We start from the raw sequence: 15,098 nt of genomic DNA, 5'->3' as shown, positions 1-15,098 counted from the left end.
GCCTTCACATCCGGCTGGTTATCATTTCTTTTTTTCTTTTAAACCATTAAAAATCAGATTCAGAACCACAGCCGTAATACATCCGGTAATCACACCGTCTTCCAGAAAGATCCGGATATTGGAATGGAAGGCTGCAAACGCAGACAGATTCTTAAGCAGGGTAGAGCCAAGTCCCACTCCGATAGAAAGGGCCGCAATCAGCGCATTTTCCCCCTTCTCCAGTCCACTGCTTAACATGGTTTTCATTCCGCTTGTGGTAATGGTAGCAAACACCACAATCCCTACGCCTCCCAGTACCGGAGAGGGAATGGATGCCACCACGGTGGCTATTTTGGGAAAGAAGCCCAGCAAAATTAAGATTACTCCGCCCGCCGCTGTGGTATATCTGCTCTTTACTCTGGTAAGAGCTACCAAACCGATATTCTGAGTAAACGAAGTAAAGACAAAAGAGTTGAAAATTCCGGAAAAGATAGCATTGATTCCATTGGCCAGAAAGCCTCTGGTCATGTCCTGTTCCGTAATCTCTTTCTCTACAATCTCCCCGATGGCCAGATAGATTACAATCGACTCCGCCATAATTACCAGCATGACAATGCTGAGAGATAAAATAGGTGTAACTGCAAATTTCGGCATTCCGAAATGGAACGGAAGGGTCACACCAAACCAGGATGCATCCGCCACCTGGGAAAGATCCACCATTCCCATGGCAACAGCAGCCAGGAATCCGGCGCACAGAGCAATCAGAACCGCAATATTCTTCACAAAGCCACTGGCAAATTTATTTAATACAACAATAACAGCCACTACAATTAATGTCAGCAGGAAATTCCTGGGATGTCCGTACATAGGGGTGTCCTTGGTTCCTGCAATCCAGTTTACCGCCACCGGAATCAGGGTAAGTCCCACAATACTGATTACACAGCCTCTGACGATTCCCGGAAACAGAGGCATCAGTTTTCCGAATACCGGCCCCACTGCCAGACAGACAATTCCGGAAGCAATGACGGATCCAAACACGGTCTGAATATCATAGCCGGTGGCAATGGCAGTAAGTCCTCCCGATGCCATCAGGGTCATTCCCTGCATAACAGGAAGCTTTAAGCCCACATATTTCCCGAATCCAATACTCTGTACCAGGGTAGCAATTCCCGCGCATAAAAGACTGGCGTTAATCAGAAACGCCGTTTCCTCTGTGGAAAATCCCAGCGCATTTCCCACAATAATAGGAACTGATACCGAGCTGAAATACAAAATCAGTACATGCTGCAGACCCAGCACACCTAATCTTGATACTGAAAGTTTTTGATTAATTTCATCCATCCTGTCCCCTCCTCTCTTACTTAATAGGACGGCTTATACTGTCCGCATTCCCATGCCGTCTGATACATGGCAGCCACTTTTTCTCCGCTGATTCCCGGAAGCACGTTATGAATGGGTGCAAATACAAATCCTCCCTGAGGTTTTAAATCCCGGACTCTGCGGTGTACTTCTTCTTTCACTTCTTCGACTGTTCCAAAAGGCAGAATCTTCTGCGCATTGCATCCGCCTCCCCAGAAGGTCAGTCTGTCTCCCCAGTTCTTCTTTAAATACTGAGTATCCATGTCCTTAGCCGTTACCTGAACCGGATTGAGAATTTCTACTCCATTTTCAATCATATCATCCATAAACTGCACCACAGAGCCACAGGAATGCAGAAAGATCTTAGCGTCTGTTCTTTCCTTTATGTAGTTATACAATTGTTTATGGTAGGGTTGGAATAACTCCCGATACGTCTCCGGCCGAATCATCGGCCCTGACTGAATTCCCAGATCATCTGCACAGGCCACCACGGAAATGTATTCTCCCACTTCGTCCAGAGCTCTGTCCAGCCATTTCTCATACCAGTCCAGCAGCCTTTTCGACAAGGCGTGAAGAAACTCATGATCCGTTGCAATGTCACAGTAGTGCCTTTCAAACCCCGTCAGCCACGCCTCCACCGCCATGATCTGACATCCATAGGGAGGATTTAATACAATTGCTTTGTCCGTTTCATCATAGAGCTGTTTTACCTGTTCCCGAAATCCGGCAAACCGGGTATCGTCCACCGGATCCGGGAATTCAAAGTTTTCCAGTTCCTCTAAATCGGCTTCTTCCAGAGGATTTTTTACAAAATCGTACTGAAAGGAATGAGGAACTCTCCGATACTGAATCCCCCATTCATCCACATAGGAGTTTGTTTCATCGATGACCATCTTATAGGAATCCGGCAGACGGGTAGTCACACCGCAGGTATCAATGTTCAGTTTCTCTTTCAGCGCCGGACTTATTTTCACTGCCTGAGCGCTAAAGGACACAAACTCATACTTCTCCTGGGTCAGTCCGAAATAACGGTTCAGGTCTTTTGCCACTTCCAGGTGAAGTGTAGTAAACGGAGTGGAGCCTAAATCCAGAGGAATCCGATCCGTTTCCTCATGGTTTAAACTGCGATTTACCCTCTCTCTGGAACTTAACTGAGCTTTCATGTGTTCTTTCTCTCCTCCTTTATATAACGTTTTACTTATTTAACCTATATCCGCGCGCATTATAGGGTTATTTTCGTATATTTTATACATATTTTCCTGTTGTTTTCTGATAATATTTCATATTTAATAGTATTATCTTTTCTTTTTTAAGTATAACGTTTTATTTTTTCTCTGTCAATCCCTTTATTTATTTTTCTCTGTCTTTTCTTTTTTCCTTAAATCGTCTATACTTAATGAAGAACATCTGAGATAAAACGTATTACTTTTATTTTACAGGAGGACAGCAATTCGATATGGTTACTTTAAAAGATGTGGCAAATAAAGTGGGGATGTCCGTCTCTACGATTTCAAGAGTTTTAAATGAGTCTGATTTTGGTTCTGAAAATACCAGAATAAAAGTCTTAAAGGCAATTGAAGAGCTGGGGTATACGCCAAATACTGTGGCTCAGAGTATGATCCGGGGAAAAACCAATCAAATCGCACTGGTGATTCCGGATGTATGCAATCCTTTTTATACCAATATTGCAAGAGGTGTGGAGGATGTGTGCCTCCAGCATAAGTACCGTCTCCTTCTGTGCAATACTGATGAAAACCTGGAGAAACAAAACAGCTACCTGGAGGGAATCCGGGGCAGACTGTGCGACGGCTTTGTCATCTCTGTGGTTTCTGAAGACGATCCCAGTTTAAAGAAAATCAATTATCAGGACATTCCCTTCGTGATGATCAGCCGGAAATGCTCCTGTGTGGAAGCGGACTTTGTGGGGATTGATGATCACTACGGAGCTTACCGGGCTGTCACTCACCTGATTCGAAACGGCCACAAAAAAATCGCTACCATCAGCGGTAAGCAGGACACCTATCCCGGGCAGATGCGTCTGCAGGGATATTTAAACGCACTGAAAGACGGCCGTCTTCCCATTGAAGACTCTTATATCTGTGCCTGTGATTTCTCCGCCGAGTCTGCCTACAGAGCCACCCGGGACTTGCTGAAACTGGAGACGCCTCCCACTGCGATTTTTATCGGCAATAATCTTATGACCCTGGGCTGCCTTAACTATTTACATTCCCATAATATACGGGTTCCGGAAGATATTGCTATTGTCTCTTTTTATGAGCCGGACTGGGCCTCCATCTGCTTTTCTCCGCTGACCTGTATCGACGTATCTGCTTACGAAATGGGAACTATAGCGGCAGAACTTTTATTTGAGCGGCTTTCAGACGCTTCTTTTCCCAAAAAGGAAATTCTTCTGACTCCGGAACTGACCATCCGGAAATCCTGCGGCTACAAAAAGCATTTAATTCCATAAAAAGCCGGCAGAATTGTTCCTGCCGGCTTGCGCCTCCTAATAGAGGGTTTCCACATATTTTCCGTTTTCCAGACGCATATAGCATTCGTTTATCTGCGGGGATTCCATGATTTTCAGGACATATTCCATTCCTCCGGCCAGCTCCTTCTTCTTAAAGGCTTCCCGCTCAATCCAGTAAACAGGCCCTTCTTCTGATCGTCTCAATGTCCCTTTATACTCCTGGGTCTTATACAGAAACAAAACCTGATGAACTCCCGATTTTATCCAGTGATAAACTCCGCATAACTGAGGATTTTCAATCTCAAGTCCCGTCTCTTCCCGAACTTCCCGGATTACGGCTTCCTGAAAGGTTTCTCCTTTTTCCACATGTCCGCCGGGAAAGGTGGTTCCTGTATAAGTATCATTTTCTTTATCCAGTGCAAGGATTCTGCCTTTCCCGTCATATACCATACACATATTCGTAAAGCAGACCGCATCTGGCTTTCGTTTCTCATCCTGGCTCAAAGCTGCCCTCCCTGTTAATAAAACCTGGCAATGTCTGCTACCGTTTTTCGCTTTGGCATAGCAGGCTCTGCCTGACTGTAGCCCACGCCTATTACACTGACTACGGACTGCTCTTTAGGAATCTCCAGAAGCTCTGCGATTTTTCCGGCATCCCGGATCCCCATCACCAGCGTATCCAGTCCCTGTTCTTTTGCCGCCAGCAGCAGATTCATACTCTGCATTCCACAGTCATAATATCCCCAGCCGTTTCCCAGTTCGTTGGAAGGCGTCCCGTCTCTTTCAAATCCGGAACGATCCCGGATGATTGCCGAAACAATCAGAACCGGTGCGTCCTGTACATTTTTTCTGTTAAATTCCGGCAGGGTTTCCTTTACTTTCTCCAGCATTTCCTCTCCCGTTACCACATAATACCTGGTCACCTGGGAGTTTTTCCAGGAAGGAGCCAGAATCGCCGCCTCCAGCATCTTTTTAATCTTTTCTTCTTCTACCTTCTGTTTCTGATAGGAACGAACGCTCCTTCGTTTCTGTAATGCTTCCTGCAGTTCCATATCGTTCTCCTTTCTTAGATCTAAAAACTTTTTTAATAGTTAGAATTCGCCGCATACCTGGAAAATATAGAATTTCAGATAATAAGATTCCTCTGCCGCCCACAGAATCGGATGATCCGGCGACTGGGTACGGTACTCCACCTGCCGCAGACGTTTATGTACATTTCTGGCTGCCTGTCCGATAGTCTGAGTAAAAAGCTGGTAGTCCATGAAATGAGAACAGGAACAGGTGGCCAGGTACCCTCCGTCTTTTACCAGTTTCATGGCGCGCAGATTGATCTCCCGGTACCCTTTTACTGCTTTCTTTATGGAATTTCTGGATTTGGTAAAAGCCGGCGGATCCAGAATCACTACATCGAATTTCTTCCCCTGCCGTTCCAGTTCAGGCAGCAAATCAAACACATCTGCACACAGAAATTCCACTCGATCTTCCAGATGATTCAAAGCTGCATTCTCTCTTGCCTGCTCCACGCCAAGCTGGGAAGCATCCACACCAATTACATGAGAAGCCCCGGCAAGTCCCGCATTTAAGGCAAAGGATCCCGTATGGGTAAAACAGTCCAGAACCTCTGCTCCCCTGCAGAGCCTTCCGATGGCTTTCCGGTTATATTTCTGATCCAGGAAAAATCCCGTCTTCTGTCCTTCTTTTACATCTACCAGATAGCGGACTCCGTTTTCCTCTATTTCCACTTTCGTATCGAAAGGCTCTCCCAGAAAGCCCTTATACCGTTCCATTCCCTCCAGCTCCCGGACTTTTGCATCGCTTCTTTCATAAACGCCCCGAATCTCAATTCCGTCCTCAGCCAGCACCTCTTTGAGAAGCTCCACGATTTTCATCTTCATCCGATCAATTCCAAGAGCCAGGGATTCCACTACCAGCACATCAGAAAACTTATCGATTACAAGCCCCGGAAGGAAATCCGCTTCTCCGAAAATGAGCCGGCAGCTTTTGGTATCTACCACCTTTTTCCTATATTCCCAGGCATTTTTTACCCGCATCCGAAGGAAGGCATCGTCAATCTCCTGATGAGAATTGCGGGTCATCATCCGAACCAGCAGTCTGGAATTGCGGTTGATAAATCCTCTTCCCAGAGGATAGCCGTCAAAGTCCCGGACAAAAACCAGATCTCCATCCTCAAAACTTCCCATAACCTGCGCCACTTCGTTATCGTAAATCCAGAGACCTCCCATTTTCAGAGAACGTCCCCCTCCTTTTTTCAGCACTACCACTGCGTCTGCCATTTTCGTTCCTCCTGTCTTTTCGTTTAAAGAGCGGTTCCCTTTTTGGGAATAAAGAATCGCTCCATATCCACTTTCTCCAGAGTAAGTAATTGTATTTTCTTCCGGATACCTCCTGCATATCCGGTTAAGCTTCCATTGGTTCCCACCACCCTGTGGCAGGGAATCAGAATGGAAATCGGATTATGCCCCACTGCTCCTCCCACTGCCTGAGCCGACATGGAAGTCTTACCCATTTGCCGGGCCATTCTCTCTGCAATTTCTCCGTAGGTCATAGTCTGTCCATAAGGAATCTCCAACAGGATCTTCCAGACCGCCTTTCTGAACGGAGATCCTTCCGGCTGCAAAGGAGGCAGAAAATCCGGCTCTCTTCCGCTGAAATAGACATCCAGCCATTCTTTTGTCTGTTTAAAAACAGGCAGCATTTCCTCTGTACAGTCCCCGGGCAGCGTCTCTGCAAAATATTTCTGCCCTTCCAGCCAGAGCCCCGTCACTCCTTTTTCCGAGCCTGCTATGGTAATTTCTCCAAGGGGAGAAGCATATTTATAAACAGCCGTCATATTTTAAACCTCCAATTCCCTTCGCCTTTTATCCTAATATATCATCCCAGCCCTTTTGTTTCAAGATTTCTTCGTCTTCCCTTTGACTTCCTTGGGTTCTGCCTTTATAATATAACTATTACAATCGTAAGATTGGAGGAATGAAAATGAAACCAGAAAAGCTTCCGCAGATTTCAGAAGCAGAATTTGAAGTGATGAAAATCATCTGGAAATACGCTCCCATCAACACCAATCAGGTAACAGAAATGCTGGTATCCGTCACGGACTGGAGTCCGAAAACCATCCAGACCATGTTAAAACGCCTGGTGTCAAAAAAAGCCCTTACCTATGAAAAGCAGGGCCGGGTTTTTGTTTATACTCCTCTGGTTCAGGAACAGGAATACCTCCGGCAAAAGAGCAGTTCCTTTCTGAACCGCTATTATGGCGGAGATCTGACTGCCATGGTATGTTCGTACCTGGAGGAGGAAACATTCTCCCCGTCGGAGCTGGAAACCCTCCGCGGCCTTCTCTGTCACCACCGGGAGAAAGGAGGGGATTAATCTGCTGCCCTTTGTAATCCATTTTTTAATCTGTAATCTGTTTCTCTGCCTGTGCATTAGCCTTCTGTCAGGGATCAAATACCTGGGAAGAAACCTTTTATCCAGCCGTACCCAGTATCGCTTATGGTTTCCTCTTTTTTTCCTGTTTCTTCTTCCCTTTCTCCCTCTAAAGCGGGAAGACTTTGCATGGCTCTGGTCCTGGCTGCCCCAAAAAGCTGCAGTCTCTTCTGCCGCTTTTCTTCCGGCAGGACAGACATCCGGACGGACTCCGTCAGCCTTCTTCGTCAATGAGCTTCCTGATTTTTCGGTTTCCATCAGCCGTCCGGTTCCTTCTGCCATATGCTGCCTTTTACTGATTGTCTGGATACTGGGAATCCTCTTTTTTTCCCTATCCTTTTTCCGCTCCTGGCTTTTGCTGCAACGGATTCGCAAATCGGCCCTTTTGCTGCAAAACGAGAACGTAAGGCATATCTGCGAAAGCTGCCTCAGCGAACTGAACATCCGGCGAAGAATTCCTGTTTACAGCACGGCATTTCTGCCGTCTCCTGTTCTGGCCGGATTTTTCCGGCCCCGTATTTATCTTCCCATCCGGATGATCTCGGACTTTTCTGCTGAAGATATGCGCTTTATGTTTCTTCATGAACTGCAGCATTACCGCAGCAACGACATCCTTATGAGCTGCCTGGCCAATGCAGCCTGTATTTTATACTGGTTCAATCCCCTGGTCTGGTATATGCAGAAAACGCTCCGAAGAGAACGGGAACTGGCCTGTGACGCTTCTGTCCTGGAACTGCTTCCGGAATGCGATTATTCCGCTTATGGCTTCACACTCCTTCAGGTTACAGAAAGTCTGCAAAAGCCTTCTCTTTTTTTGGCTGTCCCCATGGGTGCAGCCAAAAAACAGTTAAAACAGCGAATTCTTCAGATTGCCTCTTACCGAAAAAGTACCCGCCGCCAACGAACTCTGGGCGCTTTTATCTGTCTGCTGGCTCTGACTTTTACCGTGGGAATTTCTCCCGTTTTCGCATCCGACGCCTCAGAGGACAGGTATTCCTTTGAAAAAGCGCCGGAAACAGTTACTTATCTGGATCTCAGCCGGGAGTTTGAAGGATATGAAGGATGCTTTGTTCTCTATGATGAAGGAAAAGACCTCTGGCAGATTTATAATCAGGAGGCTGCCCTCACCAGGACTTCCCCCTATTCCACTTACAAAATTTATGACGCCCTTCTGGGGCTGGAATCGGGCATTATCACTCCGGAAGATTCCCGGATGGCATGGGATGGCCAAAGCTTTCCCATAGATGCCTGGGAGGCCGATCAGGATCTGAATTCCGCCATAAAAAACTCCGTCAACTGGTATTTTCAGAGAATTGATGAAGCTCTGGGGGCTTCGCAGGTGCAGGATTATCTGGATGAAATAGGATACGGAAATCAGAAAATGAGCCGCCGTCTGGATCTGTACTGGACCGACTCTTCTCTGAAAATTTCACCCGCAGAACAGGTGGAATTGCTGCAGAAACTATATCATAATGATTTCCATTTTTCTGCTGAAAATGTGAACGCAGTGAAGCAGTCCCTGTTCCTGTCTTCCTCTTCCCGCGGGCGTCTTTTCGGCAAAACCGGCACCGGGCAAATCGATCAGAAGGAAGTCAGCGGCTGGTTCGTCGGTTGTCTGGAAAATCAGGGGAATGTCTCCTATTTCGCCACCAATATTCAGGCGGATTCCGACGCTTCCGGGAACCGGGCAAAAGAACTGACCGAACGAATCCTGTCACAAATTTATGATTGACAATCCCCGTATAGTTATTGTATTATTCGGAGGTACCTCTAAAAACAAGAGGTACCTCTTAATTTTATAATAAAGGAGTGACATCATTGAATCCAACCGATCAGGAATTGACGGAGCTGTTTTATCAGGTTGTCCGTCAGTTAAATCAACTGGCAAAGTCTTTTCCTCAGAATGTGAATCCTTTCTCCGGGCAATATAAATGTCTGTTTCTCTTAGACGGAGTGGATTTCATCTCTCAGAAAGCCTTGGCTGCCATTCTGGAAATACGCTCTCCTTCTCTCAGTGAACTGGTAAGTAAATTAGAGAAAAAAGGATACATTACCAGGAGACTTTCCGAGAAAGATAAGCGCACCTATATCCTTTCTATTACTTCAGAGGGAAAAGAAGAGGTTCGTCGGGTACGAAGCCTGCGTCTGAAAGAACATCACGAACTGACTGATCCCCTTTCCGGGGATGACAAACAGCAGTTATATCAGATTCTTACGAAAATAAAAGATTATTATGAACAGAGGGGGATAACGAAATGAATGCTTCAAAATCAATGACAGATAAAAAAAGATTTCTCATCTTTCTCAACATCCTGGTTTCTACCATTGCTTCTTCCATGCTTTCCACAGCCATGACCACTGCTTTGCCGCCTATCTCGGCGGATCTGTCCATCAGCGTGTCTACCGGCCAGTGGCTCACCAGCGGATATTCTCTGGCAATGGGAATTATTATGCCTTTTACTGCTTTTCTGATTCACAGGCTTCCCACCCGGAAACTGTATCTGGGAGGCATCTTTGTCTTTATGGCAGGACTTGTAATCAGCCTGTTTTCCGGCAGTTTTCTGACCATGATGGCAGGAAGAATCCTGCAGGCCTGCGGAAACGGCGTTCTTATGTCCATTGCTCAGGTGGTGATCCTTACTATTTATCCGGAAGAGAAAAAGGGCACGGTTATGGGCTGGTATGGACTGGCCTGCGGCGCGGCCCCGGTCATTGCCCCTACTCTGGCCGGCATCCTGGTAGATGTCATAAACTGGAGAGCCATCTTTGCTCTGGCATTGCTCGTAATGGTCATTGCCTTCTGCATCGCCTGGGGCATCTTCGATAACGTGCTGGAGACCTGGCAGAAGAAATTCGACAGTCTCTCTTTCCTGTTAAGTATCTTCGCCTTTGGCGGCGTTACCCTTGGCATTGGCAATCTGGGAACTTACGGAGGCTCCCATCCCTTTGTGCTGCTCCCGCTGGGAATTGGAATCCTGACTTCCATCCTGTTCGCCCTTCGCCAGTTTAAAATTACAGAGCCTTTCCTGGATCTGAGAATTCTCAATAACCGGTATTTTACCCTCAGTGTAATCGGAAGTATGCTTCTTTACTTCATTATGATGGGGTCTTCCGTGATTATGCCCCTGTACGTCCAGTCTGTTATGGGGTATTCAGCTACGGTTTCCGGTCTGACTACCCTCCCGGGCTCTCTGGCTATGGCAATTGTCAGCCCCTTCGCCGGAAAAATCTTTGATAAGCTGGGGATGAAAACTCTGTTTGTGGCAGGAGCTGCCTTTCTGGTTATCAGCAACCTGGGAATGGGCTTTATTACTATGAATACCCCGCTTTTCCTGGCTGCATTTTACAATGTCATCCGCTGCATTGCCATCGGATGCCTGATGATGCCCCTGATCACCTGGGGAACCTCCCATCTGCGTCCCTCCCTTGTGGCGGACGGCACCGCCCTTCTGACCTCCCTGCGTACCATAGCGGGAGCCATCGGGTCAGCCGTTTTTGTTGGTATTATGACTTTTACAGCCGGACATTCGGCTGCTCTTTCCGGCGCAGAAGCAAATATGCACGGATTAAATACCGCATTCTGGGGGATGACTGCCGGCGCCCTGGTTCTGTTTCTCATCGCTGTATTTTTTGTTAAAAATGCAAAAGCAGCCCTGGAATCCTGAATCTTTTACGTAAAATTTCGTTTCCTGATTTTTAAAGCAATCCAGATACAGGGAAGCATCACCGCTATCTGAATCACCATGGCAGACAGCGGAATGTCTCCCTGTACAGGCTGCTGTCCCCCCGTCTGAAAAACAGAGACAAACTGTCCCAGAAAGTTAAAGCCTCCGTGAAGCAAAATCACCGCCCAGAGAGAATCGGAGATAAGATAGGCTGTTCCCAGCAGCATCCCCAGACAGAAGGTATAGCCCACCTGAGTGAGCGTTCCCAGCAGAAACTGCGGATTCTCTGTCAGATTAAGCAGATGCAGGAGAGCAAAAACAAGGGAAGAAGCAGCCACTGGATATATTCTGTTCTTTTTCTTTAACAGATGACACATCATATTCTGAAAAAGTCCCCGGAAAATCACTTCCTCGAAAATGTAGAGTGCTCCGGCCGCCCTGGAAAATCCTTTCTTTAAATTGTATTCACTAAGATCCCATCTGCTTTTATAAAACAGATACAACGCCCCGCTGCATAAAGCCGGAGGAAGGGCGCTCCCTGCTTCTCTTACCGATAACGGCAGCGTATCCTGCAGCATTTCCCCTGCTTTTAAGGATATAAGAGCTGCCGCTAAGACAACAGCCAGGTGAAGCAGACCTGTCTTTCTGATTTTTTCTTCTGACCAGTACTTTTCTTTCATCCTGTCACACTCCTGTCCTTTTACCTGTTTTTTTATTCTTCCTCTAATTCCAGTACCTCCAGGTCATCGGGTATATAAAGATTCCCATGAAAATAGTTCTTTCCTTCTGAAAAATAACAGCTCTTCCTGTTTCGTATATTTTTATCTTCTGTATGATATAGAAGCAGATTTTTTACCTTTAATCTTTCCGCCAATTCACAGGCGTCTTTTACAGTAGAATGGTGTTTCTCATAAGGCTTAAACACCTCTGCCTGAGAATGCAGGCAGAAAGCTTCATGGAGCAGCCACCGGCTTTCTTTCGCATACGCTTCTTCCCAATCATTATAAGGTTCATCTCCGCAGCAGGTTAATTTCTGTCCTTTTCCCAGTTCCATACAGAATCCGAACTGCTTCGCCTTCTTAGAATGAATATCAAAAAAAGTCACCTTTCTTTCCAGAATCAAACGTTCTTCTTTATCCTCCACACTAATTAAATGCAGTCTTTTTCCGAGAAACTGCGCTTCTTTTTCCGTAAGCAGTTTTGGAGTCATCTCCCGGATAAGGGCGGTCACTTCCTCATGGGCATAGATCCTGGTTTCACCCTGATACTGATTCTGATTCATATACTGGCAGATCATACGAACCATCCAGATAATCCCCAGCAAATGATCCACATGTTTATGAGTGACAAAAATCTCATGAATCTTTTTCCAGTTAATTCCCGCATCCTTTAACTGTCTCAATATCCCGTTTCCGCCTCCCCCGTCTACCAGAAAATATTCCCTGTTCTCCTCCAGGACAAAACAGGTATTATAACATTCTGTCACAAGAGCATTTCCTGTCCCCAACATAATCAGTTTCATATCATTTTCACCTCAAATCTTTCTTACTGCAGAATGCCTGTTCTATAGCTGTCTGCTTCTTTTTCCAGAACATGGTATATTCATATTCTCCTGTGGTCTCATCAACAGCTTCTGACCGTACAGAAAATCCTTCTCTCAGATAAAATGCAACTGCCCCTGTATTTTTTTGATACACGCTCAGGGTAAAAGCCGCATGTCTTTCCTTGGCGTAATCTAAAAGCTGTTTTCCAATCCCTCGGGAACGGTAGTTTTTATCCACGAAAATTCCGGCAATATATCCGTTTACAATACCGATAAACCCCTGTATTTTTCCGCCTGTATCACAGACAAAAACTTCCGCCTGTAATATCTGTTCCTGCACTTCTTCCAAATGAGAACGCCAGTATTCCTCAGGGATAAAAGAGTGTGCGTCTTTATTTCCTTCAAGCCACAAATCCATGACCTGTCTGGTATCCTCTGGTGCATGAAATTCTCGAATCATCTTTCCAGCCTCCTGTATCTTAACGTATAGAAAACGAAAATAGGTATAGTAAGCATAATCATACAACATCCGGAGATAAAAAACCAGATATTTACCAACTGTTTCCTGTATATAAAAGGAATACTATCTGTTTACAAAAATGGCACCTGCCCAATAAACAGATGCCTGATAAAAATAATAATGATATGTAGTTGATTTTTTACTATTCTTTGGCTTTTGCCTCCGGATAACTCCTGCAAAGCTGAATTTATCGTTCTGCCACTACGGTAATACGCCGATTATATACAAGTGTCTATTGATTATTGCCGAAGAAGGGAAGATATGCTATACTTCCCACATGGGAAACCAGAGAGCCTAAGGCGGCTAACCCTCCTGCTTTTCGGAGGGGCTAACCCTCCAGACTGAAGAAGAAAGGAGGGCGTTGCCAATGTATGTTACATACGCTGACTTGATTCAGCTTTTGATATTCATTGTTGCCCTTGTCGGTCTTGTTTACGAGATTTTCAGGGATAGACGAAAGTAGCCGCCAACTACTGCAATAGTTGACGGCTGTTTGTAAATAACAGTTGTAATTATAAAGGGTAGCCGCTTCTCTGGTTTCCCTTTTTCTATTATCAATATAGCACAGCTGACGGTAGGACGCAAGTCCTTATTCGCCTTTTATTAGATTAGAGTCACTGTCTTAAATACAGTTCTCGCTTTCTCACCTCCAACACAACAGACTACCAGTTTTTCTAAAAAATCCATTCACAATACTACCCAAGAATACGTTTCAGAACTGTTCTGCCCATGTTTTCAGTTCCGAAGTTCCTGCATTTGCGCTGAATCTTTTTCCTTCCTTTAAGTTGGCTCCTTTACAGGAATCCTTCAGCTCCCGGTTAGTATTTCCCATTCCGCTGCCACCGGAAGTTGCAAATGGAACCACCGTTTTCCCTGCCAAATCGTACTGTTCCAGGAAGGTATTAATAATTGTAGGGGCCACATACCACCAAATAGGAAAACCTACGAAAATCCGGTCATACTCCTCCATATGATCTACTCCTCCGGCAACCGGGGGACGGAAAGATTTATCATTCATTTCCACACTGCTGCGGCTCTTGGGATTGTTCCAGTTTAAGTCTGCATCCGTATAAGGAGTCTCCGGCTTTATCTCATGCAAATCTGCCCCGATGGCGTCGGCCAGTGTTTTTGCTAATTTTGCGGTCACACCGCTGGCTGAAAAATAAGCAACTAATGTTTTACTCATACCCTATTCCTCCATTTCTGTCAGACAGACATAACGTCTGTGAACTATGTTTCTATTGTAATTCCAAAAAGCCAAAAAGTAAAATGCCTATTTTAAGTAACTGACTATTCCTTTCAGGTATTTCTGGCTTTAGCCCATAAGCTTCTGGTAAATATCATAATCCTCCTGCCTGAAAACATTAAATACTACTTTCTCCACGGATGTGTCTTTACCCAGAAAGTCCGTAACTGTTTTTACTGCAATTTCCGCTGCTTTTTTCTGGGGAAAATGAAATTCTCCTGTGGAAATACAGCAGAACGCAATACTTTTCAGTCCATTATCTGCGGCAAGCTTTAAGCAGGATTGATAGCAGTCTGCCAGTTGTCTGCAGTGTTTATCCGTCAGACATCCGGATACAATAGGGCCTACCGTATGGATTACATATTCAGAAGGTAAATTATACGCCGGCGTGATTTTTGCTTTTCCCGTCGGTTCGTCATATCCCTGTTTTTTCATTAATTCATCGCAGGCCAGTCTTAGCTGAATACCGCTCACACTGTGAATGATATTATCTACACAGGAATGGCAGGGTATGAAACATCCCCTTAAAGCGCTGTTAGCTGCATTTACAATGGCATCAATTTTTAAAGTGGTAATATCTCCCCGCCATAATGCCAGACGGCTGTCAAGGGAGGAAACCGGCAGAGACGCACTGTCTGTAACTCCCTTTCTTTCGACTTCTTCCCTTAAATATTCATCCTGAATTTCAAGGAACTCATCGCTTATGAGACGGGGAGAACGAATATTCATCAGACTTCTGAGAAGCCGTTTCTGCTCCTCTTCCTCCCCTGGTATCTCCATGTCTCTGTACTGGGGAAGTTCCCCCAGTAATTCTTTTATCAGATATTCTCTTTTTTCCGTATGGGTCACCTTTGCCCCTCCTTTTCTAT

The 15,098-nt window shown here is 45.6% G+C and carries 16 protein-coding genes; 5 read left to right on the top strand and 11 right to left on the bottom strand.

Annotation, left to right across the window (positions count from 1 at the left end):
* Positions 1 to 21: 21 nt before the first annotated feature.
* Together B5F53_RS00445 and B5F53_RS00440 are read right to left on the bottom strand one after the other, a co-directional pair.
* Positions 22 to 1,320 (bottom strand): nucleobase:cation symporter-2 family protein, encoded by a 1,299-nt coding sequence (locus tag B5F53_RS00445; protein WP_087218118.1) that lies wholly within the window; start codon positions 1,318 to 1,320, stop codon positions 22 to 24.
* A 20-nt stretch (positions 1,321 to 1,340) separates the two neighbouring features.
* Complete coding sequence (locus tag B5F53_RS00440; protein ID WP_087218115.1) at positions 1,341 to 2,501, bottom strand: uroporphyrinogen decarboxylase family protein; 1,161 nt, start codon at positions 2,499 to 2,501, stop codon at positions 1,341 to 1,343.
* Between the two features lie 293 nt (positions 2,502 to 2,794).
* Here B5F53_RS00440 and B5F53_RS00435 point away from each other — a divergent pair, with 293 nt between their 5' ends.
* Positions 2,795 to 3,808, top strand: coding sequence for a LacI family DNA-binding transcriptional regulator (locus B5F53_RS00435; RefSeq protein WP_087218112.1), 1,014 nt, complete (start codon positions 2,795 to 2,797; stop codon positions 3,806 to 3,808).
* A 36-nt stretch (positions 3,809 to 3,844) separates the two neighbouring features.
* On the opposite strand, the gene B5F53_RS00430 is transcribed toward B5F53_RS00435, so the two are convergent.
* From B5F53_RS00430 to B5F53_RS00415, 4 genes are read right to left on the bottom strand one after another with little or no spacing between them, the layout of a single operon-like run.
* Positions 3,845 to 4,312 carry an 8-oxo-dGTP diphosphatase gene (locus B5F53_RS00430; protein WP_242970195.1) on the bottom strand — a complete coding sequence of 156 codons (468 nt, stop codon included), beginning with the start codon at positions 4,310 to 4,312 and terminating at the stop codon, positions 3,845 to 3,847.
* 14 nt (positions 4,313 to 4,326) lie between these two features.
* Positions 4,327 to 4,860: a nitroreductase family protein gene (locus B5F53_RS00425; protein WP_087218109.1), complete on the bottom strand. Its 534-nt coding sequence runs from the start codon at positions 4,858 to 4,860 to the stop codon at positions 4,327 to 4,329.
* Positions 4,861 to 4,899: 39 nt separating this feature from the next.
* A complete protein-coding gene (locus tag B5F53_RS00420) occupies positions 4,900 to 6,102 on the bottom strand; it encodes a class I SAM-dependent rRNA methyltransferase (protein WP_087218106.1) in 1,203 nt (400 codons plus the stop codon).
* 23 nt (positions 6,103 to 6,125) lie between these two features.
* Positions 6,126 to 6,659, bottom strand: a complete 534-nt coding sequence (locus tag B5F53_RS00415) for a methylated-DNA--[protein]-cysteine S-methyltransferase (protein ID WP_087218103.1) — start codon at positions 6,657 to 6,659, stop codon at positions 6,126 to 6,128.
* Positions 6,660 to 6,805: 146 nt separating this feature from the next.
* Between B5F53_RS00415 and B5F53_RS00410 the strand changes: the two genes are divergently transcribed.
* The 4 genes from B5F53_RS00410 (at position 6,806) to B5F53_RS00395 (ending at position 10,920) form a co-directional block, all read left to right on the top strand.
* Positions 6,806 to 7,198 (top strand): BlaI/MecI/CopY family transcriptional regulator, encoded by a 393-nt coding sequence (locus B5F53_RS00410; RefSeq protein ID WP_087218101.1) that lies wholly within the window; start codon positions 6,806 to 6,808, stop codon positions 7,196 to 7,198.
* On the top strand, positions 7,095 to 8,987 hold the full coding sequence (locus B5F53_RS00405; RefSeq protein ID WP_087218098.1) for a BlaR1 family beta-lactam sensor/signal transducer: 1,893 nt from the start codon (positions 7,095 to 7,097) through the stop codon (positions 8,985 to 8,987). Before B5F53_RS00410 ends, B5F53_RS00405 begins: the two co-directional genes overlap by 104 nt.
* Before the next feature lie 86 nt (positions 8,988 to 9,073).
* On the top strand, positions 9,074 to 9,514 hold the full coding sequence (locus tag B5F53_RS00400; protein ID WP_162610502.1) for a MarR family winged helix-turn-helix transcriptional regulator: 441 nt from the start codon (positions 9,074 to 9,076) through the stop codon (positions 9,512 to 9,514).
* Entirely contained in the window at positions 9,511 to 10,920 is a 1,410-nt protein-coding gene (locus B5F53_RS00395) for an MDR family MFS transporter (RefSeq protein WP_087218092.1), read from the top strand. Before B5F53_RS00400 ends, B5F53_RS00395 begins: the two co-directional genes overlap by 4 nt.
* Before the next feature lie 5 nt (positions 10,921 to 10,925).
* On the opposite strand, the gene B5F53_RS00390 is transcribed toward B5F53_RS00395, so the two are convergent.
* The 5 genes from B5F53_RS00390 to B5F53_RS00370 form a co-directional block, all read right to left on the bottom strand.
* Positions 10,926 to 11,600, bottom strand: coding sequence for a CPBP family intramembrane glutamic endopeptidase (locus tag B5F53_RS00390; protein ID WP_087218089.1), 675 nt, complete (start codon positions 11,598 to 11,600; stop codon positions 10,926 to 10,928).
* A 32-nt stretch (positions 11,601 to 11,632) separates the two neighbouring features.
* Positions 11,633 to 12,442 carry an MBL fold metallo-hydrolase gene (locus B5F53_RS00385; protein ID WP_087218086.1) on the bottom strand — a complete coding sequence of 270 codons (810 nt, stop codon included), beginning with the start codon at positions 12,440 to 12,442 and terminating at the stop codon, positions 11,633 to 11,635.
* A gap of 7 nt (positions 12,443 to 12,449) precedes the next feature.
* Positions 12,450 to 12,923 carry a GNAT family N-acetyltransferase gene (locus B5F53_RS00380; protein WP_087218083.1) on the bottom strand — a complete coding sequence of 158 codons (474 nt, stop codon included), beginning with the start codon at positions 12,921 to 12,923 and terminating at the stop codon, positions 12,450 to 12,452.
* A 772-nt stretch (positions 12,924 to 13,695) separates the two neighbouring features.
* Positions 13,696 to 14,169, bottom strand: a complete 474-nt coding sequence (locus B5F53_RS00375) for a flavodoxin (protein ID WP_087218080.1) — start codon at positions 14,167 to 14,169, stop codon at positions 13,696 to 13,698.
* A gap of 129 nt (positions 14,170 to 14,298) precedes the next feature.
* Positions 14,299 to 15,078 (bottom strand): protein-ADP-ribose hydrolase, encoded by a 780-nt coding sequence (locus tag B5F53_RS00370; protein WP_204246883.1) that lies wholly within the window; start codon positions 15,076 to 15,078, stop codon positions 14,299 to 14,301.
* Positions 15,079 to 15,098 lie beyond the last annotated feature (20 nt).

The organism is Blautia sp. An249 (genome assembly GCF_002159835.1).
Taxonomy (GTDB): domain Bacteria; phylum Bacillota; class Clostridia; order Lachnospirales; family Lachnospiraceae; genus Blautia_A; species Blautia_A avistercoris.
This window is presented reverse-complemented; position numbering and strand designations above follow the sequence as displayed.

Excerpts from the sequence above, each read along its gene's own strand:
- B5F53_RS00445 (WP_087218118.1), bottom strand. The coding sequence starts at position 1,320 with ATGGATGAAATTAATCAAAAACTTTCAGTATCAAGATTAGGTGTGCTG.
- B5F53_RS00440 (WP_087218115.1), bottom strand. The coding sequence starts at position 2,501 with ATGAAAGCTCAGTTAAGTTCCAGAGAGAGGGTAAATCGCAGTTTAAAC.
- B5F53_RS00435 (WP_087218112.1), top strand. The coding sequence starts at position 2,795 with ATGGTTACTTTAAAAGATGTGGCAAATAAAGTGGGGATGTCCGTCTCT.
- B5F53_RS00425 (WP_087218109.1), bottom strand. The coding sequence starts at position 4,860 with ATGGAACTGCAGGAAGCATTACAGAAACGAAGGAGCGTTCGTTCCTAT.
- B5F53_RS00420 (WP_087218106.1), bottom strand. The coding sequence starts at position 6,102 with ATGGCAGACGCAGTGGTAGTGCTGAAAAAAGGAGGGGGACGTTCTCTG.
- B5F53_RS00415 (WP_087218103.1), bottom strand. The coding sequence starts at position 6,659 with ATGACGGCTGTTTATAAATATGCTTCTCCCCTTGGAGAAATTACCATA.
- B5F53_RS00410 (WP_087218101.1), top strand. The coding sequence starts at position 6,806 with ATGAAACCAGAAAAGCTTCCGCAGATTTCAGAAGCAGAATTTGAAGTG.
- B5F53_RS00395 (WP_087218092.1), top strand. The coding sequence starts at position 9,511 with ATGAATGCTTCAAAATCAATGACAGATAAAAAAAGATTTCTCATCTTT.
- B5F53_RS00390 (WP_087218089.1), bottom strand. The coding sequence starts at position 11,600 with ATGAAAGAAAAGTACTGGTCAGAAGAAAAAATCAGAAAGACAGGTCTG.
- B5F53_RS00385 (WP_087218086.1), bottom strand. The coding sequence starts at position 12,442 with ATGAAACTGATTATGTTGGGGACAGGAAATGCTCTTGTGACAGAATGT.
- B5F53_RS00380 (WP_087218083.1), bottom strand. The coding sequence starts at position 12,923 with ATGATTCGAGAATTTCATGCACCAGAGGATACCAGACAGGTCATGGAT.
- B5F53_RS00375 (WP_087218080.1), bottom strand. The coding sequence starts at position 14,169 with ATGAGTAAAACATTAGTTGCTTATTTTTCAGCCAGCGGTGTGACCGCA.